General features: G+C 71.8%; 19 protein-coding genes. 8 read left to right on the top strand and 11 right to left on the bottom strand.

The window, feature by feature from the left end; genetic code table 11:
• Positions 1–103 precede the first annotated feature (103 nt).
• Entirely contained in the window at positions 104–1,333 is a 1,230-nt protein-coding gene (locus tag ACWGKQ_RS13985; RefSeq protein WP_453292153.1) for an Ig-like domain-containing protein, read from the top strand.
• Positions 1,334–1,490: 157 nt separating this feature from the next.
• Positions 1,491–2,237: a DUF6227 family protein gene (locus ACWGKQ_RS13980; protein ID WP_453292152.1), complete on the top strand. Its 747-nt coding sequence runs from the start codon at positions 1,491–1,493 to the stop codon at positions 2,235–2,237.
• A 42-nt stretch (positions 2,238–2,279) separates the two neighbouring features.
• On the opposite strand, the gene ACWGKQ_RS13975 is transcribed toward ACWGKQ_RS13980, so the two are convergent.
• From ACWGKQ_RS13975 to ACWGKQ_RS13955, 5 genes are all read right to left on the bottom strand, one after another.
• Complete coding sequence (locus ACWGKQ_RS13975) at positions 2,280–2,531, bottom strand: hypothetical protein (protein ID WP_453292151.1); 252 nt, start codon at positions 2,529–2,531, stop codon at positions 2,280–2,282.
• A gap of 119 nt (positions 2,532–2,650) precedes the next feature.
• Positions 2,651–4,720 carry a PTS fructose transporter subunit IIABC gene (locus ACWGKQ_RS13970; protein ID WP_453292150.1) on the bottom strand — a complete coding sequence of 690 codons (2,070 nt, stop codon included), beginning with the start codon at positions 4,718–4,720 and terminating at the stop codon, positions 2,651–2,653.
• A gap of 247 nt (positions 4,721–4,967) precedes the next feature.
• Positions 4,968–5,915, bottom strand: coding sequence for a 1-phosphofructokinase (pfkB, locus tag ACWGKQ_RS13965; protein ID WP_453292201.1), 948 nt, complete (start codon positions 5,913–5,915; stop codon positions 4,968–4,970).
• 38 nt (positions 5,916–5,953) lie between these two features.
• Positions 5,954–6,715: a DeoR/GlpR family DNA-binding transcription regulator gene (locus tag ACWGKQ_RS13960; RefSeq protein WP_453292149.1), complete on the bottom strand. Its 762-nt coding sequence runs from the start codon at positions 6,713–6,715 to the stop codon at positions 5,954–5,956.
• A 262-nt stretch (positions 6,716–6,977) separates the two neighbouring features.
• Positions 6,978–8,576, bottom strand: coding sequence for an MFS transporter (locus ACWGKQ_RS13955; RefSeq protein ID WP_453292148.1), 1,599 nt, complete (start codon positions 8,574–8,576; stop codon positions 6,978–6,980).
• 62 nt (positions 8,577–8,638) lie between these two features.
• On the opposite strand from ACWGKQ_RS13955, the gene ACWGKQ_RS13950 reads away from it, so the two are divergent.
• Complete coding sequence (locus ACWGKQ_RS13950) at positions 8,639–9,604, top strand: helix-turn-helix transcriptional regulator (protein WP_453292147.1); 966 nt, start codon at positions 8,639–8,641, stop codon at positions 9,602–9,604.
• Positions 9,605–9,765: 161 nt separating this feature from the next.
• On the opposite strand, the gene ACWGKQ_RS13945 is transcribed toward ACWGKQ_RS13950, so the two are convergent.
• Together ACWGKQ_RS13945 and ACWGKQ_RS13940 are read right to left on the bottom strand one after the other, a co-directional pair.
• Entirely contained in the window at positions 9,766–10,353 is a 588-nt protein-coding gene (locus tag ACWGKQ_RS13945) for a TetR/AcrR family transcriptional regulator (protein WP_453292200.1), read from the bottom strand.
• Between the two features lie 566 nt (positions 10,354–10,919).
• Positions 10,920–11,936: a sigma-70 family RNA polymerase sigma factor gene (locus ACWGKQ_RS13940; protein ID WP_453292146.1), complete on the bottom strand. Its 1,017-nt coding sequence runs from the start codon at positions 11,934–11,936 to the stop codon at positions 10,920–10,922.
• Between the two features lie 240 nt (positions 11,937–12,176).
• Here ACWGKQ_RS13940 and ACWGKQ_RS13935 point away from each other — a divergent pair, with 240 nt between their 5' ends.
• Entirely contained in the window at positions 12,177–12,695 is a 519-nt protein-coding gene (locus ACWGKQ_RS13935) for an N-acetyltransferase family protein (protein WP_453292145.1), read from the top strand.
• Between the two features lie 10 nt (positions 12,696–12,705).
• On the opposite strand, the gene ACWGKQ_RS13930 is transcribed toward ACWGKQ_RS13935, so the two are convergent.
• On the bottom strand, positions 12,706–13,497 hold the full coding sequence (locus tag ACWGKQ_RS13930) for a dioxygenase family protein (RefSeq protein ID WP_453292144.1): 792 nt from the start codon (positions 13,495–13,497) through the stop codon (positions 12,706–12,708).
• 132 nt (positions 13,498–13,629) lie between these two features.
• On the opposite strand from ACWGKQ_RS13930, the gene ACWGKQ_RS13925 reads away from it, so the two are divergent.
• The gene (locus ACWGKQ_RS13925) at positions 13,630–14,142 is read left to right on the top strand and encodes a MarR family winged helix-turn-helix transcriptional regulator (protein WP_453292143.1); all 513 of its coding nucleotides are present in this window, start codon (positions 13,630–13,632) and stop codon (positions 14,140–14,142) included.
• 89 nt (positions 14,143–14,231) lie between these two features.
• On the opposite strand, the gene ACWGKQ_RS13920 is transcribed toward ACWGKQ_RS13925, so the two are convergent.
• The gene (locus ACWGKQ_RS13920) at positions 14,232–15,770 is read right to left on the bottom strand and encodes an MFS transporter (protein WP_453292142.1); all 1,539 of its coding nucleotides are present in this window, start codon (positions 15,768–15,770) and stop codon (positions 14,232–14,234) included.
• Between the two features lie 176 nt (positions 15,771–15,946).
• The gene (locus ACWGKQ_RS13915; RefSeq protein ID WP_453292141.1) at positions 15,947–16,597 is read right to left on the bottom strand and encodes a TetR/AcrR family transcriptional regulator; all 651 of its coding nucleotides are present in this window, start codon (positions 16,595–16,597) and stop codon (positions 15,947–15,949) included.
• Positions 16,598–16,855: 258 nt separating this feature from the next.
• Between ACWGKQ_RS13915 and ACWGKQ_RS13910 the strand changes: the two genes are divergently transcribed.
• Positions 16,856–18,319 (top strand): M6 family metalloprotease domain-containing protein, encoded by a 1,464-nt coding sequence (locus tag ACWGKQ_RS13910; RefSeq protein WP_453292140.1) that lies wholly within the window; start codon positions 16,856–16,858, stop codon positions 18,317–18,319.
• A gap of 220 nt (positions 18,320–18,539) precedes the next feature.
• Positions 18,540–20,123 (top strand): IclR family transcriptional regulator domain-containing protein, encoded by a 1,584-nt coding sequence (locus tag ACWGKQ_RS13905; RefSeq protein WP_453292139.1) that lies wholly within the window; start codon positions 18,540–18,542, stop codon positions 20,121–20,123.
• A gap of 140 nt (positions 20,124–20,263) precedes the next feature.
• On the opposite strand, the gene ACWGKQ_RS13900 is transcribed toward ACWGKQ_RS13905, so the two are convergent.
• Complete coding sequence (locus ACWGKQ_RS13900; RefSeq protein WP_453292138.1) at positions 20,264–21,871, bottom strand: MFS transporter; 1,608 nt, start codon at positions 21,869–21,871, stop codon at positions 20,264–20,266.
• A gap of 144 nt (positions 21,872–22,015) precedes the next feature.
• Here ACWGKQ_RS13900 and ACWGKQ_RS13895 point away from each other — a divergent pair, with 144 nt between their 5' ends.
• A complete protein-coding gene (locus ACWGKQ_RS13895) occupies positions 22,016–22,831 on the top strand; it encodes an LmeA family phospholipid-binding protein (protein WP_453292137.1) in 816 nt (271 codons plus the stop codon).
• Positions 22,832–22,835: the final 4 nt, after the last annotated feature.

The following is a 22,835-nucleotide window of genomic DNA, read 5'->3' as shown; positions in this document are numbered from 1 at the left end:
GCGGGCGCCGGAGGGAACCCCGGCGGGGGCCTGCGGCCTCTTTCTCCACGCACTGGAGCGGATCACCCACATCACAAGAACTCACAAGAACCTGGAGCAGCCCGTGACAACGCCGGACATTGCAGCGCGGCGCGCACTGGGGGCCTGTGCCGCCCTGTTGGTCGGCGCCCTCACCCTCACCGCCTGCGGCGGCAACGCCAACGCCGACAACAACACCGACAGCGGCAAGGGCGGGCAGGACAGCGCCACGAAGACGTCGGCCGCGAAGATCGTGATCTCGGCGAAGGACGGTTCGACCGGCGCGTCCATCAACACCACCGGCGTGCAGGTCAGCGACGGGAAGCTGACCGACGTCAAGATGACCGTGGCGGGGTCGGGGCAGGCGGTGGACGGCACCCTCTCGGCGGACGGCGGCACCTGGAAGCCGAAGGAGCAGCTGGAGCGGGGCACGAAGTACGAGATATCGGCGACCGCCAAGGACTCGAAGGGGCTCACGGCGGCGGCCAACTCCATCTTCACCACCGTCAACTCGGCGAACAGCTACATCGGCACGTACACGCCGGACAACGGGACGACGGTCGGCGTGGGGATGCCGGTGTCGTTCGACTTCGACAAGGTCATCACCGACAAGAAGGCCGTGCAGTCGCACATCACGGTCACGTCCAGCAGCGGCCAGCAGGTGGTGGGGCACTGGTTCGGGTCGCAGCGGCTGGACTTCCGGCCGCAGGACTACTGGAAGGCCGGCTCCAAGGTCACCATGAAGATCGACCTGGACGGGGTCGAGGGCGCGAACGGCGTCTACGGGGTGCAGAAGAAGACGGTGTCCTTCACCGTCGGCCGTTCGCAGGTCTCCACGGTGGACGCGAACACGCAGACCATGACCGTGGTGCGGGACGGCAAGGTCCTCAAGTCGGTGCCGGTGTCGACGGGCAGCCCGCAGCACACGACGTACAACGGGCAGATGGTGATCTCCGAGAAGTTCGTCCAGACCCGGATGAACAGCCAGACGGTCGGTCTGGGCGGGGAGTACGACATCCCGGACGTGCCGCACGCGATGCGGCTGACGACGTCGGGGACGTTCATCCACGGCAACTACTGGTACAACAGGGGCAACCCGCCGTTCGGGCGCGAGGGCACCAGCCACGGCTGTGTGGGGCTCGCGGACGTGCAGGGCGCGCAGGGCGACACGACGGCCAAGTGGTTCTACGACAACTCGCTCGTCGGGGACGTCGTGATCGTGAAGAACTCGCCGGACAAGACCGTGCAGCCGGACAACGGGCTCAACGGGTGGAACCTGTCGTGGAGCGAGTGGACCGCCACAAGCGCCGCCTGACCGGCTGGTTTTGACGGATCGTCGGGCCGCGCGGGAACTTTTCGCGCGGCCCGCGCGTTTTCCCGGCGTACGTTTTCTCGGTTCCCGGACATGATGTCCGACCGAGGGGCTACGGTATGCACCCACAAGGTGACATGCAGCAACGCCGGGAGAAACCTTGAGCGTTCCGTACGAGACGGCAGCGTACGAACCAGCCGAGTCGCCCGAGTCTCCGGAGGAGCACCTCGCGCGGCTCCTCGGCCGTGCCCTGAACTCCTTCGAGCTGCCCGACGAGGCCATAAGGCAGCTGGACTGCGCGCTGGCGCACGACAGTTCGCTGCACTCGGCGCACCACAGCGCCGGGCTGCACCGGGAGACGTACCGGCACACCTGGCTGCTGGCGGACGGCTCGGCGGTCACGCTGTGGGAGCTCGTGCACAACACCGCGCCGGGCAGCGACCCGCAGCACGAGGTGTACGTCGACGAGGAGGAGCTGCGGGCCGCGACCGCGCGGCTGCCGTTACCGCCGGACACTCCGGACTTCGAGCTGCCGGTGCTGGTGACGCTGGCGCCGGTCCCGGAGCCCCGGCACGTGTATGTGCCGGACGACTCGGCGGACCACGCGCGCCGGCTGCTGCGCCGGGCGGAGAACGCCGACCGGCCGGACGCGGAGACGGCCCAGGTGCTGACGGCGGCGTTCGCGCACCAGATCACCCAGGCGTTCGGGCGGCCGGGGCGGGCGGGCCGGGCGGGGCTCAGTTTCTCGCTGTACGAGCACGCGTTCCTGCTGCGGGACGGCCGGGAGCTGTCCCTGTGGGAGGTAGAGCACACGGCGACGCCGGACGGCCGGCACATGTGCGAGGTGTACCCGACGGAGGACGCGGCCAGGAACGCGATGGAGCGCCGGGCGGCGCGGCAGGTTTAGCCCCGCTTCTCCGCCGGGAGGCCCGGCCCCCTGCCGGGAGGCTCAGCGGCGGCCGAGCCTGCGGACCAGGCCGGCGAAGGCGTCCTGTTCGGCGGGGGTCAGTTCGACGGTCTCGCGCGACGGAGCGGCTTTCAGCTGGTGCGGGAAGGCGGGCAGGGCGCGCGCGGCGTGCCAGGCGAGGGCCTCGCGGCGGTTGCGGCGCAGCAGGCGTACCACGACGACCGCCCAGGCGACGGTCGCCAGGGTGAGCGCGGCCATGCCGATCAGCTGGAGGGACGAGACGTGCGCGGGCATACGCCCCAGTACACACCACGGTCCGGGACTTTGGTCCCGGACCGTGACGTATCTCGCAGGTGCCGTGAACAACTCACAGCGAATCAAAGGGACAAGCGCGGCAGCAGGGGTGCGGGCGCTCAGGCCGCGACCGGCTGCTTGGCCTCCTTCGCGGTGGCGGCCGGGCCGGCGGCGGAACCGCCCGCCTGGGTCTGCTGGACCGGCTTGCGCATGCCCTTGAGGATGACGACCAGGGCCGTGGAGACACAGACACCGGCGGCGATGGCGATCAGGTAGAGGAACGGGTTGCCGATCAGCGGGACCACGAAGATGCCGCCGTGCGGGGCGCGCAGGGTCGCGCCGAAGGCCATCGACAGGGCGCCGGTGATCGCGCCGCCGACCATCGAGGACGGGATGACGCGCAGCGGGTCGGCGGCCGCGAACGGGATCGCGCCCTCGGAGATGAAGGAGGCGCCGAGCACCCAGGCGGCCTTGCCGTTCTCGCGTTCGGTCTCGGTGAAGAGCTTGCCGCGCACGGTGGTGGCCAGGGCCATCGCCAGCGGCGGGACCATGCCGGCCGCCATGACCGCCGCCATGATCTTCATCGCGGAGTCACTGGGGTTGGAGACCGCGATACCGGCGGTGGCGAAGGTGTACGCGACCTTGTTGACGGGGCCGCCGAGGTCGAAGCACATCATCAGGCCGAGCAGGGCGCCGAGCAGGATGGCGTTGGAGCCGGAGAGGCCGTTCAGCCAGTCGGTCATGCCCTTCTGGGCGGAGGCGATGGGCTTGCCGACCACCACGAACATCAGGAACCCGACGATCGCCGAGGAGATCAGCGGGATCACCACCACCGGCATGATGCCGCGCACCGCCGCGGGGATCCTCACCTTCTGGATCGCCATCACCACGCCGCCGGCCAGCAGACCGGCGACCAGGCCGCCGAGGAAGCCGGCGTTGATCGTGGAGGCGATCATGCCGCCCACGAAGCCGGGGACCAGGCCGGGCCGGTCCGCCATGCCGTAGGCGATGTAGCCCGCCAGGACCGGGACCAGGAAGCCGAAGGCGACGGCACCGATCTGGAACATCAGGGCGGCCCAGCTGTCGGACTGCGTCCACACGAAGTGGGTCATGACCGAGGGCGCGGACTTGATCTCGTAGCCGCCGATCGCGAAGCCGAGGGCGATCAGCAGACCGCCGGCCGCGACGAACGGGACCATGTAGCTGACGCCGGACATCAGCCACTTGCGCAGCTTGGTGCCGTAGCCCTCACCGGCTTCCCCGGCGCGCTCGACCGGCGTGCCCGGTGCGGAGCCGGAGGTGACCTCGCCGCGGGCCGCCTTGGCGCGGACCTCGCCGATCAGGTCGGCGGGGCGGTTGATGCCCGCCTTCACGCCGACGTCGACGGTGGGCTTGCCGGCGAAGCGGTCCTTCTCGCGCACGGGCACGTCGTGGGCGAAGATCACGCCGTCCGCCGCCGCGATGACCTCGGGGTCGAGCCGGGTGAAGCCGGCCGAGCCCTGCGTCTCCACGACGAGTTCGACGCCCGCCTCGCGGCCCGCGTTCTCCAGGGACTCGGCCGCCATGTAGGTGTGGGCGATGCCGGTCGGGCAGGAGGTGACGGCGACGATACGGAAGGGGCGTTCGCCCGCGTCCGAAGCCGTGCCGGTGCTGGCCGCTGCGGTGCCGGCGGAGGCCGCCACCGGCGCCGCAGCGGTGTCCTGGGCGGCGCTCGCGGCCGCTTCCGTGCCCTGTGCGGGCGCGGGCGACTCGTCGCCGCGGATCAGGGCCGCCGCCGTCGCCGCGTCGCCCGCCGACCGCAGCGCGTCCGTGAACTCGCTGTTCATCAGCTGGCGGGCCAGCGAGGAGAGGATCGTGAGGTGGGCGTCGTCGGCACCGGCGGGGGCCGCGATCAGGAAGATCAGGTCGGCCGGGCCGTCGGCGGCGCCGAAGTCGATGCCGGCGGCGCTGCGCCCGAAGGCGAGCGTCGGCTCGGTGACGTGGGCACTGCGGCAGTGCGGGATGCCGATGCCGCCGTCGAGGCCGGTGGGCATCTGGGCTTCGCGGGCAGCCACGTCGGCGAGGAAGCCCTCCAGGTCGGTCACCCGGCCCAGGGCCACCATGCGCTCGGCGAGGGCGCGCGCCGCCGCTTCTTTGGTATCGGCGGACAGGTCGAGATCGACCAGGTCCGCGGTGATCATGTCGCTCATCGCGGGCTCCTATGCACGCGTATCGCCCGGAGTGTGGGGTGGGCGAGGGTGGGGACGGGGGTGCCGTGGGGTGCGGGGTGGGAGGCGGGGCCGGGGAAGCCCCGCCTCCCGGACACGGCGGGGCGGCTCAGGGTGCCCCGACGGCCCGTCGGCGCGGCGAGTAACGAGACACCTCGCCGCTCCTGGGCCGGTTGTCGGCGGGCGGCGCCGGGGAAGAGCGCGGCCCGGTGAGCGGTCGTACAAGCGTTCATGACACCGGCTCCGTCAGTTCGCGGTCGACGGGGACGCGGTCGGTGACGGTGACCGCCGTCGGGTCCAGGTCGGCCGGGGTGGGCATCACGCTGCCGGGCAGCTGGACGGCGGCGGCGCCGTGGGCGACGGCGGAGGCGAGGGCCTTCGGGCCGCTGCCGCCGGCGATGAGGAAACCGGCGAGGGAGGAGTCGCCGGCGCCGACGTTGCTGCGGACGGTGTCCACCCGGGCGCTCGCGAACCAGGCGCCGTCATCCTCCACCAGCAGCTGGCCGTCGGCGCCCAGGCTGGCCAGGACGGCCCGGGCACCCATGTCGCGCAGTTCCTCGGCCGCCTTCAGCGCGTCGCCCACCGTCACCAGGGGGCGCCCGACGGCTTCCGCGAGCTCCTCGGCGTTCGGCTTCACCACGTCGGGCCGCTCGCGCAGGGCTTCGAGCAGCGCGCGCCCCGAGGTGTCCAGCGCGATGCGCGCTCCCCCGGCGTGTGCCCGGGCGACGACATCGGCGTACCAGGAGGGTGCGAGCCCCCGCGGCAGGCTGCCGCAGCAGGCGATCCAGTCGGCGTCGCGGGACTGCTCGCGCACGGTCTCCAGGAGCAGTTCCTGCTCCTCCGCCGAGAGTTCCGGGCCCGGCGCGTTGATCTTGGTGAGCACTCCGTCGGACTCCGCGAGCGCGATGTTGGAGCGGGTGGCTCCGGCGACCGGGACCGGCGCGACCTCGATGCCCTGGGCGTCGAGCAGGTCGGCGACGAGTGCGCCCGGCGCTCCGCCCAGGGGCAGGACGGCCACGGTGCGGCGGCCGGCGGCTGCTACGGCGCGCGAGACGTTGACGCCCTTGCCACCCGGGTCCATGCGCTCGCCGGAGGCCCGGATGACCTCGCCGCGCTCCAGGGCGGGGACCTCGTAGGTCCGGTCGAGGGAGGGGTTGGGGGTGACGGTGAGGATCACACCCGCACCGAACGTGGCGCTCGTGGCGCTCGTGTTGTTCATGCTCGTACTACTTCCGTGCCGCCGCGCTCGATGGCGGCGGCGTCCTCGGGGCTCAGCCCGCTGTCGGTGATCAGCAGGTCCACGTCGCTCAGGCCGCCGAAGCGGGCGAAGTGCTCCTGGCCGTGCTTGGCGGAGTCGGCGAGCAGGACCACCCGGCGGGCCGCGGCGAGGGCCGCCCGCTTGACCGCGGCCTCGGCGAGGTCGGGGGTGGTCAGGCCCTGGCCGGTGGAGAAGCCGTTGGCGGCGACGAAGAGGACGTCGGCGCGGATCTCGCTGTACGCGCGCAGCGCCCAGGCGTCCACGGCGGCGCGGGTGTTGTGCCGTACGCGCCCGCCGACCAGGTGGAGCTGGATGCCCGGGTGGTCGGCGAGGCGGGCCGCGATGGGGAGGCTGTGCGTGACGACGGTGAGGGACGCATCCAGCGGGATGGCCGCGGCGAGGCGGGCGACCGTGGAACCGGCGTCGAGGATCAGGGTGCCCTCGGTCGGCAGCTCGGAGACGGCGGCCTTGGCGATGCGGTCCTTCTCGTCGGCCGAGGTGGACTCGCGTTCGGCGAGGTCCGGCTCGAAGTCGAGGCGTCCGGCCGGGATGGCACCGCCGTGCACCCGGCGGACCAGGCCGGCGCGGTCGAGGGCCTTCAGGTCGCGGCGGATCGTCTCCGCCGTGACCTGGAACTCCTCGGCCAGCGACACGACGTCCACCCGGCCGCCGTCACGGGCGAGCCGGAGGATCTCCTGCTGCCGCTCCGGTGCGTACATGCCCCTGTGCCTCCGCTCCAAGATACGTCCGGCTGTGTCTGCCTGTGTCCGACTCATGCCCGAACTTGTGGTTTCGCTGGGAGGCTACGCCTGGATTTCCGGAAAGTAAACAGGTTCGGGCTTCAAACGGACACAATCGGGCTTCCAGCCTGTTCAGGGCGGTCCCGGGCCCTCCCGGAGCGTCCGTTCGGGCATGCGGAGCACCGGTTCGGGGCACGCGGAGGGGCCCGGCACCTCCCGGTGCCGGGCCCCTCGCCGGGCGTCAGTGGACGAGCTCGGGCTCCTCCTCCGGCACCGGGCGGGACTCCTCCGCACCGCCGGCCTCCAGCTGCTGCGCCGGGCGCTTCGGCAGGGCGAACATCAGGAGGAAGATCACGGCCATGACCGCGGCCACCCAGAGCAGGGCGTGCTGGAAGGCGTGCGCGAAGGCCGGGCCGACCTCGGACGAGGTCAGGCGGTCGTCCACGGCGCCGTAGAAGACCACCGAGACCAGGCCGAGGCCGAGCGCGTTGCCCATCTGCTGCACGGTGTTGATCAGGCCGGAGGCGGAACCGGCGTGCTCGCGCGGGACCTCCGACAGCACCGCGTCCGTCAGCGGGGCGACGATCAGGCCCATGCCGACACCCATCACGACCAGCGGCAGGGCCATCTGCCAGGAGGCGATGGCGAGGCCGTAGCGGTCCGACTCCCAGATGTAGAGCAGGACGCCGAGGCCCATCAGCAGGGCGCCGGTCTGGAGCACCCTGCGGCCGAAGCGCGGGACCAGTTTCTGCACGGACAGTCCGGCCGCGACGGAGACGGAGATCGAGAACGGCACTCCGGTCAGGCCGGCGTGCAGCGGGGTCCAGCCGAGGCCGACCTGCATGTACAGCGTCCAGACCAGGAAGAAGATGCCGAGCGCGACACCGAAGACGGTCTGTACGGCGATACCGCCGGCGAAGCTCTTCACCGTGAAGAGGGAGAGTTCGACGAGGGGGGAGCCGTCACGGGCGGCCTTGCGGCGTTCGTATGCGACGAGCACGGCGAAGACGGCGAGCGCGCCGGCCATCGACACGTACCCCCACAACGGCCAGCCCAGCTCGCGGCCGCGGGTCAGCGGGTAGAGCAGCATCAGCAGGCCGAGGGTGACCAGGGCGACGCCGACGAGGTCGAGCCGCAGCGCGTGCGGGGCCTTGGATTCGCTGATGTAACGGCGGCCGAGGAGGAGGGCGGCGATGCCGACCGGGAGGTTGATCAGGAAGATCGGGCGCCATTCGAGGCCGAGCAGGTTCCACTCGGTGAGCAGCGCGCCGAGCAGCGGGCCGGAGACCGCGCCCAGGCCGACGACGGCGCCGAACAGGCCGAAGACCTTGCCGCGTTCGTGCGCCGGGAAGGTGGCGTGCACGATCGACAGGACCTGCGGGACCATCATCGCGGCCATGCCGCCCTGCAGGATGCGGGAGGCGACGAGCATCTCCGGGTTTGCGGCGAAGCCGCACAGGGCCGAGGCGAGGGTGAAGCCGGCTACGCCGACCAGGAACAGTCGTTTGCGGCCGTGAATATCACCGAGACGGCCGCCGGTGATCAGGCCGGCGGCGAAGGCCAGGGCGTAGCCGGCGGTTATCCACTGGATCTGGCCGAACGAGGCGCCTGCGTTCCGCTGGATGGACGGGATGGCGATGTTGACGATCGTGACGTCGACGAGGTCCATGAAAGCCGCGGTCATGACGATGGCCAGGGCCAGCCAGCGGGTTCGGTCCTGCGGGGGTTCGGGGTGCGTCGTGGGGGCGGGTGTGGGGTGCCGGGTTGCGGTCGTGTGTGGCTGGTCGCGCAGTTCCCCGCGCCCCTTGGGGATGTCGGTGCCGACGTCGGTGGAGGTCATGACGTCACTCTAGGAACCGATTAGGCCAGATCCTGTCCTATTCCTACGGCATCCTCGTCTGCATGACGACAGACACTCCGGCTCGACTGCTTCAGCTGCTGTCTCTTCTCCAGACGCCCCGTGAATGGCCCGGGGGTGAGCTCGCGGATCGGCTCGGGGTGTCCCGGCGTACCGTGCGGCGGGACGTCGACCGGCTGCGGGAGTTGGGGTATCCCGTCGAGGCCAGCAAGGGGGCCGACGGGGGGTACCGGCTGGTCGCCGGAAAGGCGATGCCGCCGTTGCTGCTCGACGACGAGGAGGCCGTCGCCATCGCGGTCGGACTGCGGGCCGGGGCGGGGCATGCGGTGGCGGGCGTGGACGAGGCGTCGGTGCGGGCGCTGGCGAAGCTGGAGCAGGTGCTGCCGGCCCGGCTGCGGCACCGGGTGACCACGTTGCAGGCCGCGACCACGCCGCTGACCAGTGGGGACGGGGCGAGTATCGCGCCCGAGACGCTGACCGTGATGGCGTCGGCGGTGGCGGGGCGGGAGCGGCTGCGGTTCGCGTACCGGGCGAAGGACGGGAGTGAGACGCGGCGGCAGGCCGAGCCGTACCGGCTGGTGTCGACCGGGCGGCGGTGGTACCTCGTGGCGTACGACCTCGACCGCGACGACTGGCGGACGTTCCGGGTCGACCGGGTGAGCGAGCCCTTCGCCACCGGGGCACGGTTCGCTCCGCGGGAGCTGCCGACGGGGAGTGCGGCGGAGTACCTGCGGCGGTCCATCCAACGGCAGCAGGAGACGTACGAGTTCGCTGTCGCGTTCGCCGGGACGGCGGAGGAGGTGGGGGCCCGGCTGCCGGGGTGGCTGGGGACGCCGGTGGCGGAAGAGGGCGGCCGGTGTGTGCTGCGGGGGGAGAGCGGGGATCCGGTGGAGTGGCTGGCGGTGCGGCTGGCGATGGTGGGGTGTGAGTTCGCGGTGCGGGAGCCTGCGGAACTGGTGGCGTGCGTGCGGGAGTTGGGGGGCCGGTTGAGCCGGGCCGGGGGTGCATGAGGGGGTGGGGGCCGGGGGGGTGGGGGCGCTTACCGGCGCTGGCAGGGTGCCGCTGCGCCCACCCGTGCCGCCCCAGCGGCACGACTGCCCGCAGCTACGACGTGCCCCGTAAGGGGCGCGGGGAACTGCGCGGCCGGCCCCGCCCACCCGCGGCCGAACGGTTACGCGCTCGGGCCCTCCCACGCGAACCCCTCCAGCGCCGCCAGGTTCTGGAGGGCCAGGGCCGCCGGGCCTTCCGGACCCGTTGCGGTGCCCGACGCCCAGGATTCGACCGCCGTTCTCACCGCCGCACCGGCCACCGCCGCGGCGAAGCGGAGGCCGACGGGTGGGGCAACGTTGTCGATGGTGGTGGACATGCGTTCCGCCAGGATCGACGTCAGGAGGCGGTCCGAGGACTGGCACACCTCCGCCCAGACCTTGCGCAGCGCCGGGCTGGTGTCGGCCAGGTGGATCAGGGTGCGGACCCATTCCCAGGAGGCGGCGGAGACCCCCACGCCGGGGGTCAGGGTGTGGCGGACTGCGTGTTCCAGGGCCTCGGGGACGGACAGGGCCGCGGGGGCCGAGCGCACCGCCTCCGTCCAGCGCTGCGCGCCTGCCGCGTAGAGCGGGGCGACCGCCTCTTCCTTCGTGGCGAAGTAGCGGTAGAACGTGCGGGGGGCGATGCCCGCGGCCTGCGCGATGTCCTCGGCGCGCGTGGCCCGCAGACCCTGCCGTACGAAGAGGCCCGCGGCCGCCCGGGCGATCTCCATGCGGGTCTCCGCCTTGCGCCGTTCCGTGAGGGAGAGGGGGGCGGGGGCCTGCGCGGGGGTGTCGCCGGTGGTGCTGGGGGTGCTCACCTCGGCAGGCTATGCCTCTGTGGCAGAATCTGCCATCCGGTGGTTCACCCCGTGGTTCAGGTACGGGGTGAACCACCGTCTCAGCGTGCCACGGCCCACGTGGAGGGTGTGGAGCCGGGCTCCGGCGCCCGGGGGGGGATGGGCTCCGGAGCCCGGCTCTGGGAGAGTCCCGGCGCCGGGGGGATGGTGCGTCGGGACGTGGCTTGTCGACGGGGCGTCAGAGTGGCCGTGCGGGACGGTCGTGCGGGGTGGGGGTCGGGTGGCGGCAGCGTCCCTGTGGGCGTCAACTCCCCGGCCCGGGATAGTTGTTCCCTACACCCGGAACCTTGAAGCGGCGGTACCGCGCCATGTTTGCGCCGCCTTTCGCCACCCGGCGCACGCGTCCGGCGTGAGTGGAGTCCCGCGCGCGCCCGTCACGCGAGCCCCACTCGTGCCCTTGTCGCGCCTTCTCGCGCCTTCTCGTCGTGCCTTCTCGTGCCTTACGCCGCCGGCTCGAACCCCGTGGAGCGGGCCAGCTTCTTCAGCTCCAGCAGCGCGTGCTTCTCGATCTGGCGGATGCGCTCGCGGGTCAGGCCGTGTTCCTTGCCGACCTCGGTCAGCGTGCGCTCGCGGCCGTCCTCGATGCCGTACCGCATCTTGATGATGGAGGCGGTGCGCTGGTCCAGGCGGCCGATCAGGTCGTCCAGTTCCTCGCTGCGCAGCAGGGTCAGGACGGACTGCTCGGGGCTCACCGCGGAGGTGTCCTCCAGCAGGTCGCCGAACTGGGTCTCGCCCTCGTCGTCCACCGCCATGTTCAGCGAGACCGGGTCACGGGCCCAGTCCAGGACGTCGATGACGCGCTCCGGCGTGGAGCCGAGCTCGGCGGCGATCTCCGCGGGCTCCGGCTCGCGGCCGTTCTCCCGGTTGAACTCCCGCTGCACGCGGCGGATCCGGCCGAGCTCCTCCACCAGGTGGACGGGGAGCCGGATGGTCCGGGACTGGTCGGCTATGGAGCGGGTGATCGCCTGGCGGATCCACCAGGTGGCGTACGTCGAGAACTTGAAGCCCTTGCGGTAGTCGAACTTCTCGACGGCGCGCACCAGGCCGGCGTTGCCCTCCTGGATCAGGTCGAGGAGGGGCAGCCCGCTCCTCGGGTAGCGCCGGGCGACGGCCACGACCAGGCGGAGGTTGGAGCGGATGAAGACGTCCTTCGCCCGCTCACCGGCGGCGACGAGCGCCTCCAGCTCCTCACGGGTGGCGTCCGACGCTGACTCCTCCTCGCCGTCGAGGACCTGCTGCGCGAACACACCCGCCTCTATGGTCTGGGACAGCTCGACTTCCTTGGCGGCGTCGAGGAGCGGTGTGCGCGCGATCTCGTCGAGGTACATGCCGACCAGATCGCGGTCGGCGATCTCGCCGCCATGGCCGCGAACGCCATGGGCGCGAACACTGCTTGCCGAGTCGGCCGTCTCGCCGGAGGCGGCGGACTGACGACGGGCGACGGCACGGGTTGCCATGCGTGCTCCCTTGCGATGGTGGGCGGGCGGGGTGGTCCTGTCCGGTTCTTCTCGGTCCTTCGGTGGATGCTCGGCACCAGGCCGGCAGTGCTCGGGAACTCCACTCCTGGAACTCCTGGGACTCTCGTCCAGTGCCCGGCATCCGAAGGAAACAACGACTGGAATCCGGACAGAATTCCCATGCTGCCCCCCGGATTTTCTGATCATGCAGTATCCTGCGCAACCACGTGAGGAGGCACGGTGTCGTCGGAACGTACAGAGGTGCAGGTCAGGCCGGGAGTCGAGGGAGACCTCGAAGCCCTCACGGAGATCTACAACCACTACGTTCGTGAGACGTCCATCACATTCGACACGGTGGTCTTCGCACCGGAAGAGCGTCGTCCGTGGCTGCTCTCCCACCCGGAAGACGGCCCGTACCGCCTGATGGTTGCCATGGCGGCGGACTCACAGGAGATTCTCGGGTACGCCACATCCAGCCCCTACCGCGCGAAACCGGCCTACCAGACGTCGGTGGAGGTGACGGTGTACGTCGCCCCGGACGCCGGCCGGCGCGGGGTCGGCACGCTTCTCTACAAGGCGCTCTTCGAGGCGCTCGCGGGCGAGGACCTGCACCGCGCCTACGCGGGCATCGCGCAGCCGAACGAGGCGTCCACCCGGCTGCACGAGCGCTTCGGCTTCCGGTACGTCGGCACGTACCGCGAGGTGGGCCGCAAGTTCGGCCGCTACTGGGACGTGGCCTGGTACGAGAAGGACCTCTGACCGGACCGGCTCAGCCGAACTGCACCGACCGCTTCGCCATCCCCATCCAGAACCCGTCGATCACCGAGTGCTGCGCGTCCAGTTCGCCGGCCGCCTCGGCCGCGCCCATGGTGACGAAGAGCGGTGCGAAGTGCTCGGTGCGCGGGTGGGCGTAGCGGCCGGCCGGGGCCTTGTCGAGGAAGTCGAGCAGGGCGTCCCAGTCGCGGTTCTCCAGCGCCCGGTGCCCCCAGTCGTCGAACTCGGAGGACCAGGAGGGCACCCCGCCGCCGGTGTGGCGCAGGGCGGCCAGGTTGTGGGTGAAGAAGCCGGAGCCGACGATCAGCACGCCCTCGTCGCGCAGCGGGGCGAGCCGGCGGCCGATCTCCATCAGGCGGACCGGGTCGAGGGTGGGCATGGAGATCTGCAGGACAGGGATGTCCGCGGCCGGGAACATCTCCACCAGGGGCACGTAGGCGCCGTGGTCGAGACCGCGGTCCGGGATGTCCTGCACCGGGGTGCCGGGCGCGTGCAGCAGCTTGCGCACGGACTCGGCCAGCTCGGGCGCGCCCGGGGCCGCGTACCGCACCTGGTAGTAGTGCTCGGGGAAGCCCCAGAAGTCGTAGACGAGGGGGACGGTCTGTACGGCACCGAGGGCGAGCGGGGCCTCCTCCCAGTGGGCGGAGACCATCAGGATCGCCTTGGGGCGAGGAAGGCCCGCACTCCAGGCCGCGAGTTCGCCGGGCCAGACGGGGTCGTCGGCGAGCGGCGGTGCGCCGTGGCTCAGGTAGAGGGCGGGCATGCGCTCCGGTACGGCGGCGGACATCGCGTCGACTCCCTCCGGGTGCCGGGCCCTCCCGGCCCCCACGGCTCCAGTGTTTTAACTCTCAAGCTTTCTGCGTACACCTTACGCCCCACTTGTTTAATCTTCAAGGAGAAGCCTCGTACAGTGGGTCCCATGAACCCGGCATCCGAATCCGCCACCGCGCAGAACCGTTGGCTCACCGACCACGAACAGCGCGTCTGGCGCTCGTACCTGAACGCCACGACCCTGCTGGAGGACCATCTGGACCGTCAGCTCCAGCGGGACGCGGGGATGCCGCACATCTACTACGGCCTGCTCGTCGGGCTCGCCGAGGCACCCGGGCGGCGGCTGCGGATGACCGAGCTGGCCATGCAGTCGAAGATCACCCGGTCCCGGCTCTCGCACGCCATCGCCCGCCTGGAGAAGAACGGCTGGGTACGGCGGGAGGACTGCCCCTCCGACAAGCGGGGCCAGTTCGCCGTCCTGACCGAAGAGGGCGCCGAGGTGCTGCGGCGCACCGCACCGGGTCATGTGACCGCCGTACGGCAGGCGCTGTTCGAGCGGCTGAGCCCGGAACAGCAGCAGGCCCTCGGCGAGATCATGCAGATCGTCGCCGAGGGCCTGCAGCCCAACGAAGCGGGCGCGGACCTGCCCTGGCTCCGCTGAGGAGCACAGGAACAGGTCCGCGTGCGGGTACCCGGTCGGTCGGTGACCGGCGGCCGGTCAGCGGCCGGTCACAGTGGTCGCTCTGAGGCTCAGTGGGCGACCACCGGGACCGCCACCTCGTCCTCCGCGCCGTCCCCGGAGGCCACCGTCGTGGTGTCCGGCTTGCCGGCGTTGACGAAGCTCACCACGATCACCGCGGCCAGCACCAGCATGCCGACGGCGACCCAGATCGCGTTGGCGTAGCCGTGCACCGCGCCCTCCATCTGGACCAGCTGCTGCTGCGACTTCGAGGTCGCGGTCGCGATGTGGTCCTTGATGTACGACGTCGTCGCGGACGCGGCGATCGTGTTCAGCAGGGCCGTACCGATGGCGCCGCCCACCTGCTGCGAGGTGTTGACCATCGCGGAGGCGACACCGGCGTCCCGGGGCTCGACGCCGAGCGTGGCCAGGGACATGGCCGGCATGAACGCCGTACCCATGCCGAGACCGAGCAGCAGCATCGCGGGCAGGATCGTCGAGGCGTACGACGAGCCGATCTCGATCTGGGTCATGACCAGCATGCCGGTCGCGGCGACCAGGAAGCCGGGGCCCATCAGGGTCCGGGCCGGGACCCGGGTCATCAGCCGGGCGCCGATCTGGGTCGAGCCGACCATCATGCCCGCGATCATCGGCAGGAAGGCGAAGCCGGTCTTGATCGGCGAGAAGCCCTTGATGACCTGGAGGTAGTAGGTCAGGAAGAGGAACGTGCCGAACATCGCGATGACCGCGATGCCGAGGGAGAGGTAGATACCGCCGCGGTTGCGGTCGAGGACCACGCGCAGCGGCAGCAGCGGGGCCTTGATCCGCATCTCGGTGACGACGAACGCGATCAGCAGCACCGCGGAGGCCACGAACAGGCCGACGGTGGTGGCGTCGCCCCAGCCGTCGGACTCGGCGCGGGTGAAGCCGTACACCAGGGAGACCAGGCCGAGGGTGGACAGGAGCACGCCCGGGATGTCGAGCGGGTTGCGGTTGCGGCCGCCCTCCGGCTCGCGGATGACGAAGTACGCGCCGAGCGCGGCGACGACGGCGAACGGGATGTTCACGAAGAACGTCCAGCGCCAGTCCAGGTACTCGGTGAGCACACCGCCGAGGATGAAGCCGACGGCGCCGCCGCCACCGGCGATCGCGCCGTAGATGCCGAACGCCTTGGCACGCTCCTTGGCGTCCGTGAACATCACGGCGAGCAGGGAGAGCGCGGCCGGGGCGAGCATGGCGCCGAAGACGCCCTGGAGGGCACGGGCGCCGAACATCATCGCGCCGCTGGTCGCCGCACCGCCGAGCGCGGAGGCGGCGGCGAAGCCGGTCAGGCCTATGACGAAGGCCCGCTTGCGGCCCCACAGGTCGGCGATCCGGCCGCCGAAGAGGAGGAGACCGCCGAAGGCGAGGGCGTAGGCGGTGACGACCCACTGCCGGTTGCCGTCGGAGATGCCCAGGTCGGCCTGGGCGGAGGGCAGCGCGATGTTCACGATGGTGGCGTCGAGGACGACCATCAGCTGGGCGAGCGCGATGAAGACGAGCGCTTTCCAGCGGTTGGCATCACCGGACGATGCCGGTGCGCCGGGAGCCTTGGCGGCTGTTTCTGACATGGGGGTACCCACTTCGTTACTTCGTGACGGAAAAAGTGATGCGTGCAGTAAGAGACCGGCGGACGGCCCCGAACTGATCGGCGATTCGCGGCTGAGTGGCTGGGTCGACTGTGTCGGCTGGTTCGACTGGTTCGACTGGTTCGACTGGTTCGGTTGTGTCGACTGGTTCGGCTGGGTCAGGCCTGGCGCAGGTCCTCCATGGTCACGGCCGTGCCGGGCAGGGCGGAGCGGGCCGGTGCCCGCAGCCCGTCCAGGAACAGTTGCAGATGGCGGTGGACGAAGCGGTCGTTGACCAGGCAGTCGGTGCCGGCCGGGGGCCGGCTGAGCTGGGCCGCGGCGATCATCACATCGCCGACGCCCACGTCCGGACGGAGCTGTCCGGCTGCCTTGGCGCGGTCCATGAGCTGCCCGATGAGCTCCTCGCACCGCTGCCGCGCCGCTTCCAGGTCGGGGTGGTTCTTGTCGAAGGTGCTGGCGACCATCGGGCACAGCGCGCTGACCCGCTCGTCGGCGGACGTGTGCACGAAGCGCTCCAGCGCCTCGAAGGCGTCCCCGCTCTCCGCGAGCGCCAGTTCGGCCGCTTCCGACGTCCGGTCCATCACGGAGCAGACGACCTCACGGACGAGCGCGTCACGGTCGGGGAAATTGCGGTACACCGTGGCGTTGCCGACGCCGGCCCGGCGGGCGATGTCGTCGAGCGGCACGTCGGGGCCGTACTCGGTGAACATCTCGCGGGCGGCGCTGACGATCCGCTCCCGGTTGCGCAGGGCGTCGGCGCGGGGCCGGGGTGCCTTGCGCACGGCGGGGACGGCAGTCGCGGTCTGCACGGCGTACTCCTGGTCTCCTGGTTTCCGCGATCCGGGGAGGCGTTCCCCGGTTCGCGCGGACACAGGTCTAAACGGGGAGGCGGTCCCCGGTTATTTCCACACCTTCTCCCAATCTCACGTGACCTGAGTCACACTCCCCTGCCCTCGGTGAATCCCACGTTCGGCCTCTCCAGCGCGCGCCCGCCGCCCCCTCGACACAGGGTGATCGAAAGGGTGCAGTCGGAGACCGGCGGCTGCCGTGGAGCGAGAGGTCCATGCATGCAGCCGCAGCCCAGCCGCCGGATATCCGCTCGCCTTCGTATCGCCGGTATCACCGGTATCACCGGAATCGCCACGAGTCTCACGCACCGCCGCACCTCGCCACGCCGTCGCACGCCGTCGATCCGTCGCTCGGCACCGACCCCTCGCGCGGCACCGGCCCTTCGATCGGCACCGGCCCGCGGGACAGGGCCGGGCCGCCGCATACGCTCCCGCCGTGCGGTCTGCCTCGCCGCCGTCGCCGCGCTGATCCTCGCGGTCGGTACCTCGGCGAGCACCGGGCACCTCACGGCGGCCCCCTCGCCGGCCGGCGCCGGACCGATCGCGCTGGCCCGCTCCTCCGTCTACGGCCCCTGCATGATCAGCGGCGGCCACGACATCCAGATGACCGAGGGCATCCCCACCCCGGGCGGCTACTCCCGCTCCACCGGCACCGTGCACGCCCTGACCCTGATGGTCGACTTCCCCGACGCGCCCGGCCAGGGCAACGCGCTCGACCGCTACCGGGAGTTCTTCCCGCAGACCCAGGACTGGTTCCGCACCGCCTCCTACGGCAAGCTCGACTACCGGCCCGTGGCCCCGATCGACCACTGGCTGCGGATGCCGAAGCCGTTCAGCGCGTACGGCATAGAGCGCGGCGCGCCCTTCGACCCCGGCTACCGGCAGCTGGTCCAGGACATCGTGGCCGCCGCCGACCCGGACGTGGACTTCCGGTCGTACGACCTCCTGAACGTGCTGGTCACCCCGAATGCAGGCCCCTCCGCCCTGGACACCGTGCTGTCGGTGACCTTCGCCGGCAACGGCGACGCCCCGGTCGCCGACGGCACGCCGGTCGCCAACGCCTCCTTCGTCTACTCCCGCCAGGACGACGGCTCCGGCTCCTACGACCGCACCGGCTACCGGGTCCTCCCCCACGAGAACGGCCATGTCTTCGGCCTGCCCGACCTCTACACCCAGGAGGGCGGGGGCGCGGTCGGGCACTGGGACATCATGAGCGAGGACTGGGGCGCCGACAACGACCTCCTCGCCTGGCACAAGTGGAAGCTGGGCTGGCTGGACGCCGACCAGGTCAGCTGCGCGTCGGCCCGGGGCACCGCCGAGTACCCGCTGACCCCGCTCTCCCGGGCCGGCGGACGCAAACTCGTCTTCGTCCCCGTCGACGCCCGCACCGGCTACGCCCTGGAGGTGCGCACCAAGGGCGGCAACGACGAGGAGGTCTGCCGCCCCGGCGTCCTCATCTACAAGGTCGACGCGAACGTCGACACCGGCCGCGGCCCGATCAAGGTGTACGACGCCCACCGCGACACCGGCGGCTGCACCCGCAGCCCCAACGTCCAGGCCGAACTCTCCGACGCCCCGTTCGGCCCGGGCGAGAGCTTCAAGGACCCGGCGCACGGGATCGAGGTGCGGGTGGAGGGGGTGGACGGGGAGGGGAACTACCGGGTGCGGGTGACGCGGGGGTAGCGGGCGCGGTGAGGGGTGAGGGTCGGGGACAGGCCGGTGGTGGTGGGGGTGGGTTGGCGGACCCGGCGCCGGTCAGGGGGGACACGGTTTACGGTAGGCGTGCGCTGATCGCCGTGACGGAGGTCGTCCAGCAGCCGTGTCGGAGATCGCCGGACCGCCGGATCGCCGGCACGAAGGTCACGGTGATCGCGGAAACCGTCGTACCGGAGCCGGAGAGCCGATGACCGCCCCCTTGTCCTCCTCCCCCGCGGCGCACCAGCCGCCCGCCGAGGCGGTGACGCCGTTGATCCGGGGCGTGGCGGTGCTGGAGGCGCTGACCGAGGCGGGCGGGACGCTGAGCGCGAGCGCGCTGGAACGGCGTACCGGCCTCGCCCGTTCCACGGTGGACCGGATCACCGCGACCCTCTCCCGCATGGGCTACGTCCGCCCGGACGGCCGGGAGGCGGTGCTCGCCCCCCGGGTGCTGGAGCTGGGCAACGCCTATCTGGCCGCCCTGCGCCTGCCCGCGTTGCTGGACGGGCACGCCGACGCGCTCGCCGACGAACTCGACGAGTCCGTCTCCCTCGCGGTGGCCGACCGGGACGGCATCCGGTTCATCCACCAGGCGACCCGGCGCCGCGCGATGTCCGTCAGCTTCCGCATCGGCGACCTGCTGCCGGCCGAACGCACCGCCCCCGGCCCGCTGTTCGCGGCCGAGTGGACGCAGCGGGAGTGGGCGGCCTGGCGGGCGCGGCGCGCGGCGGACCCGACCGACGCGGGCTTCCCGGCCGTACCGCCCCGGAACCCGGCCGCCGCCGACGACTTCGAGGCACGGGCCGAGCAGACCCGGCGCACCGGCTGGGCCCTGGACGACCAGCTGGTCGAACCGGGCCTGGTCGCGGTGTCCGTCCCGGTCCGCGAGCCCGGCACCGGCCGGGTCGCGTGCGTGGCGAGCGTCGTCAGCCACACCAGCCGCCACACGGCGGCGGACCTGCGCGAGACCCTGCTGCCCCGGCTGCGTACGGCGGTGACGGCGATGGAGGCGGAGCTGCGCGAGGACGCGGCCCGGCCCGCGCAGCCGGGGCCGCCCCCGTCCGGCCTCGCCGTGTGGACCACGGCCTCGAAGCACGAACTCGGCCGCGACTTCGTGGAGTCGCTGGCCCGGGGCCTCACCGTCCTGACGGCCTTCGGCGCGGGCCGCTCGGCGCTGACCCTGACGGATGTGGCGAAGGCGACGGGTCTGGCCCGGGCGACGGCCCGGCGGGCCCTGATCACGTACGAGCACCTGGGCCTGGTGACCGCGGCCGGCCGCGACTTCGCCCTCACCCCGCGGGTGCTGTCCCTCGGCTACCCGCCGCTGTCCCGCACCACTCTCGCCCGCCTGGCGGAACCCCGGCTGCGCGCCCTCGCGGACCGGCTCGACGAGCCGACGGCGTTGGCGGTTCTGGTCCCGGGGACCGATCCGGCGGAGATCCAGTACGTCGCGGTGGCGGCCGCGAGCCGGGTCCTGACGGTGGACATCACGGTGGGCACCCGGCTGCCGGCGAGCCGTACCGCGCTCGGCCGGGCCCTGCTGGGCCTCGCCGAACCGGGCGGATACGCCCTGGCGGACGAGGAGCTGGAGTCGGGCCTGCGGTCGATCGCGGTACCGGTACGGGACCGGACGGGCCGCCCGGTCGCCGCCCTGAACGTGGCCACCCACGCGGCCCGCCGCACCCTGGCGGAGTGCGTCAGCGAGGTGCTGCCCGCCCTGCACGCCACGGCGGACCAGGTCCAGGACGACCTCCACATCGCGTCCCGCTTCACCCACGTCCCGCTGTTCTGAGGCGCCTGGGACGCCTGGGACGTCTGGGACTTCTGAGGCGGCGGGCCCGGGAAATGCAGCGGGCGGTGCCGGACGTCCCTCCCGGCACCGCCCGGGACCGTGCGCCGCTCAGCCACGGTCCGTCCTGGGGTGGGTGCGGCTCAGGCGACGCCCGCCCGCTCCTCCCGCGGCTCGTCGGCCTCCGCCGCCGGCTCGGTCTCCCCCCGGAGTCCGGGCAGCACCGCGAGGACGATCATCGTCCCGGCGGCCATGATGATCCCGCCGATCAGGCTCGTCAGGGCAACACCGTGGGCGAAGGCCTCGTGGACGGCGTCGAGCAGTGCCCGGGCCTGCTCCGGTCCCCCGGCGGCCGGGTTCTTCGCGACCTGCCCGGCGACGGCGATCCCGCCGCCCACCGAGTCCTTGGCGGTGTCCAGCGCGGCGGCCGGGAGGCGGTTGCCGACCAGGTCGGCCAGCCTGTCGCGGTAGGCGGTGCCGAGCAGCGAGCCGAGGATCGCGATGCCCAGCGAGCCGCCGAGTTCGAGGGCGGTGTCGTTGGCACCGCCGCCCACGCCCAGCTCCGACTCGGGGAAGGAGCTCATGATGGTGTCGGTCGCCGGGGAGACGCTGAGGCCGATCGCGAAGCCGAGCATCGTCATCGTCGGCAGGAAGTCGGTGTAGCCCGAGCCCTCGTCGATCCGCGTGAGCAGGAAGACGGCCACGGTCCCGATCACCATCCCCGCCACGACCATCGGCTTCATACCCAGCCTCGGGGTCAGCCGCCCCGTGATCGCGGCGCCGACGAAGACCGCTCCGGCCAGCGGCAGCAGCCGTACGCCGGTCTCCAGCGCGCTGTAGCCGAGGACGAACTGGAGGAACTGGGTGGCGTAGTAGATCGCGCCGAACGTGCCGAAGAAGAAGAACAGCACGGCGAGCATCGACCCGGAGAACGGGCGCAGGCCGAACTTGCGGACGTTCAGCATGGGGTGCGGGTGCCGCAGTTCCCAGGCCACGAACGCCGCCAGACCGACACCCGCCACGACGGCCGCGATGACCGGACCCTTGCCCCAGCCGAAGTGCGGCCCCTCGATGGTCGCGTAGACCAGACTGCCCACCGACACGATCGACAGCAGCCCGCCGACGTAGTCGATGCGGCCCGGCTTCTCCGCCCTGGACGGCGGCACGAGCGCGAGGGCGCCGAAGACGGCGACGACGGCGATCGGGACGTTGATGAGGAACGTCGAACCCCAGGCGTGGTCCTCCAGCAGCCAGCCGGCGACCAGCGGCCCGACCGCGATGGCCAGGCCGGACGTCGCGGTCCACGCGGTGATGGCCTTGGCCCGCTCCCGCCTCGGGAAGATCGCGACGAGCAGCGACAGCGTGGCCGGCATGACGACAGCAGCCCCCACGCCCATGATCGCGCGGGCGGTGATGACCAGGTCGGTGTGGTGGACCTGGCTGCCCATGACCGAGCCGCCGGCGAAGACCAGCAGGCCGAGGACCAGGGCACCGCGGCGGCTGTACTTGTCGCCGATCGAGCCGAGCACGAGCATCAGCGCGGCGTAGGGGACGGTGTAGCCGTCGATCACCCATTGCAGGTCACTGCTGGACAGGCCCAGGTCCGTCGTCATGTCCGGCGCGGCCACGATCAGCGACGTGTTCGCCATGACGACGATCAGCAGGCTCAGGCACAGCACGACCAGGGCCCACCAGCGCCGTGGATACGGCTCGCTCATCTTCTCGACGGGGGTGTTGGCGGGGAACGGCACGGGAGTCTCCCAGGGACGTGGGGGGCGAGGGGTCACTTAATTACCCATCGATGTGCAGATTATTTTATTACTCACCCGTGTGCAACTATCGAGAGACGCCGAAGCACCGAGGCCCTCGAACTGCCCCCGGATGAAGGAACCCCGATGCACCACTCCCACCCGTACGACCCCCACGAGCCGTACGACCCCCACGACACCCCTCACACCTACGAACCGCCCGTCACACCCGCCCCGGCATCCGCACCCGCGCCCGCACCCCGAATCACCCGCCGAATCGCCCGACGACCGGCCACCCTCGTCCTCACCCTCGCCCTCCTCCTTCTCCTCGTCCCCGTCGCCGTCGACCGGTTCCTGGCGGCGCGGGTGGAGTCGCGCGCGGCGAAGGCGTTCCAGCAGGGCATGCACACCCCCACGGCCCCCGAGGTCCATGTGCACGGCTTCCCGGTCCTGACCCAGATCGCCTCCGGCAGCCTGCGGGACGTGGACATCACCGCCCACGACATCCCCGCCGCCGACTCGACCGGCCCACTGCCGGTGAGCGAACTCTCCCTGCACCTCACGGGGTTGACGAAGTCCGACGACGACCGGCGGGCGCAGGCCCGGTCGGCCGAGGCGACCGCCCACCTGACCTACGCGGACGTGTCCGACGCCCTCGGCCTGGAGGTCTCCCGGGACAGCCGGCCCGACCGGATCAGGGCGACGGCCGCCCTCCCCCTCGGCAACAGCGTGACCACGACGACCACCGTCTCGGCAGCCACCGGCAACCGCATCGCGTTCAGGGACTTCAAGGTCACCGGCAGCCTCCTGTCAGGGGCGGCGGAAACAGTCCTCGACGCGGCCTTCGAGCGGCCCGTCCAGCTCCGGAACATCCCCGACGGCCTGCACCTGCGCTCGATCACCGCCACGGACCACGGCCTCACCGCCCGCTTCTCGGGCACGTCGGTCACGTTCCACGCATAGGAGC

The organism is Streptomyces sp. NPDC054770, from assembly GCF_053611985.1.
This window is presented reverse-complemented; position numbering and strand designations above follow the sequence as displayed.

Excerpts from the sequence above, each read along its gene's own strand:
- ACWGKQ_RS13975 (WP_453292151.1), bottom strand. The coding sequence starts at position 2,531 with ATGCCCGCGCACGTCTCGTCCCTCCAGCTGATCGGCATGGCCGCGCTC.
- ACWGKQ_RS13970 (WP_453292150.1), bottom strand. The coding sequence starts at position 4,720 with ATGAGCGACATGATCACCGCGGACCTGGTCGATCTCGACCTGTCCGCC.
- ACWGKQ_RS13960 (WP_453292149.1), bottom strand. The coding sequence starts at position 6,715 with ATGTACGCACCGGAGCGGCAGCAGGAGATCCTCCGGCTCGCCCGTGAC.
- ACWGKQ_RS13955 (WP_453292148.1), bottom strand. The coding sequence starts at position 8,576 with ATGACCTCCACCGACGTCGGCACCGACATCCCCAAGGGGCGCGGGGAA.
- ACWGKQ_RS13950 (WP_453292147.1), top strand. The coding sequence starts at position 8,639 with ATGACGACAGACACTCCGGCTCGACTGCTTCAGCTGCTGTCTCTTCTC.
- ACWGKQ_RS13945 (WP_453292200.1), bottom strand. The coding sequence starts at position 10,353 with ATGGAGATCGCCCGGGCGGCCGCGGGCCTCTTCGTACGGCAGGGTCTG.
- ACWGKQ_RS13940 (WP_453292146.1), bottom strand. The coding sequence starts at position 11,936 with ATGGCAACCCGTGCCGTCGCCCGTCGTCAGTCCGCCGCCTCCGGCGAG.
- ACWGKQ_RS13930 (WP_453292144.1), bottom strand. The coding sequence starts at position 13,497 with ATGTCCGCCGCCGTACCGGAGCGCATGCCCGCCCTCTACCTGAGCCAC.
- ACWGKQ_RS13925 (WP_453292143.1), top strand. The coding sequence starts at position 13,630 with ATGAACCCGGCATCCGAATCCGCCACCGCGCAGAACCGTTGGCTCACC.
- ACWGKQ_RS13920 (WP_453292142.1), bottom strand. The coding sequence starts at position 15,770 with ATGTCAGAAACAGCCGCCAAGGCTCCCGGCGCACCGGCATCGTCCGGT.
- ACWGKQ_RS13910 (WP_453292140.1), top strand. The coding sequence starts at position 16,856 with ATGCAGCCGCAGCCCAGCCGCCGGATATCCGCTCGCCTTCGTATCGCC.
- ACWGKQ_RS13905 (WP_453292139.1), top strand. The coding sequence starts at position 18,540 with ATGACCGCCCCCTTGTCCTCCTCCCCCGCGGCGCACCAGCCGCCCGCC.
- ACWGKQ_RS13895 (WP_453292137.1), top strand. The coding sequence starts at position 22,016 with ATGCACCACTCCCACCCGTACGACCCCCACGAGCCGTACGACCCCCAC.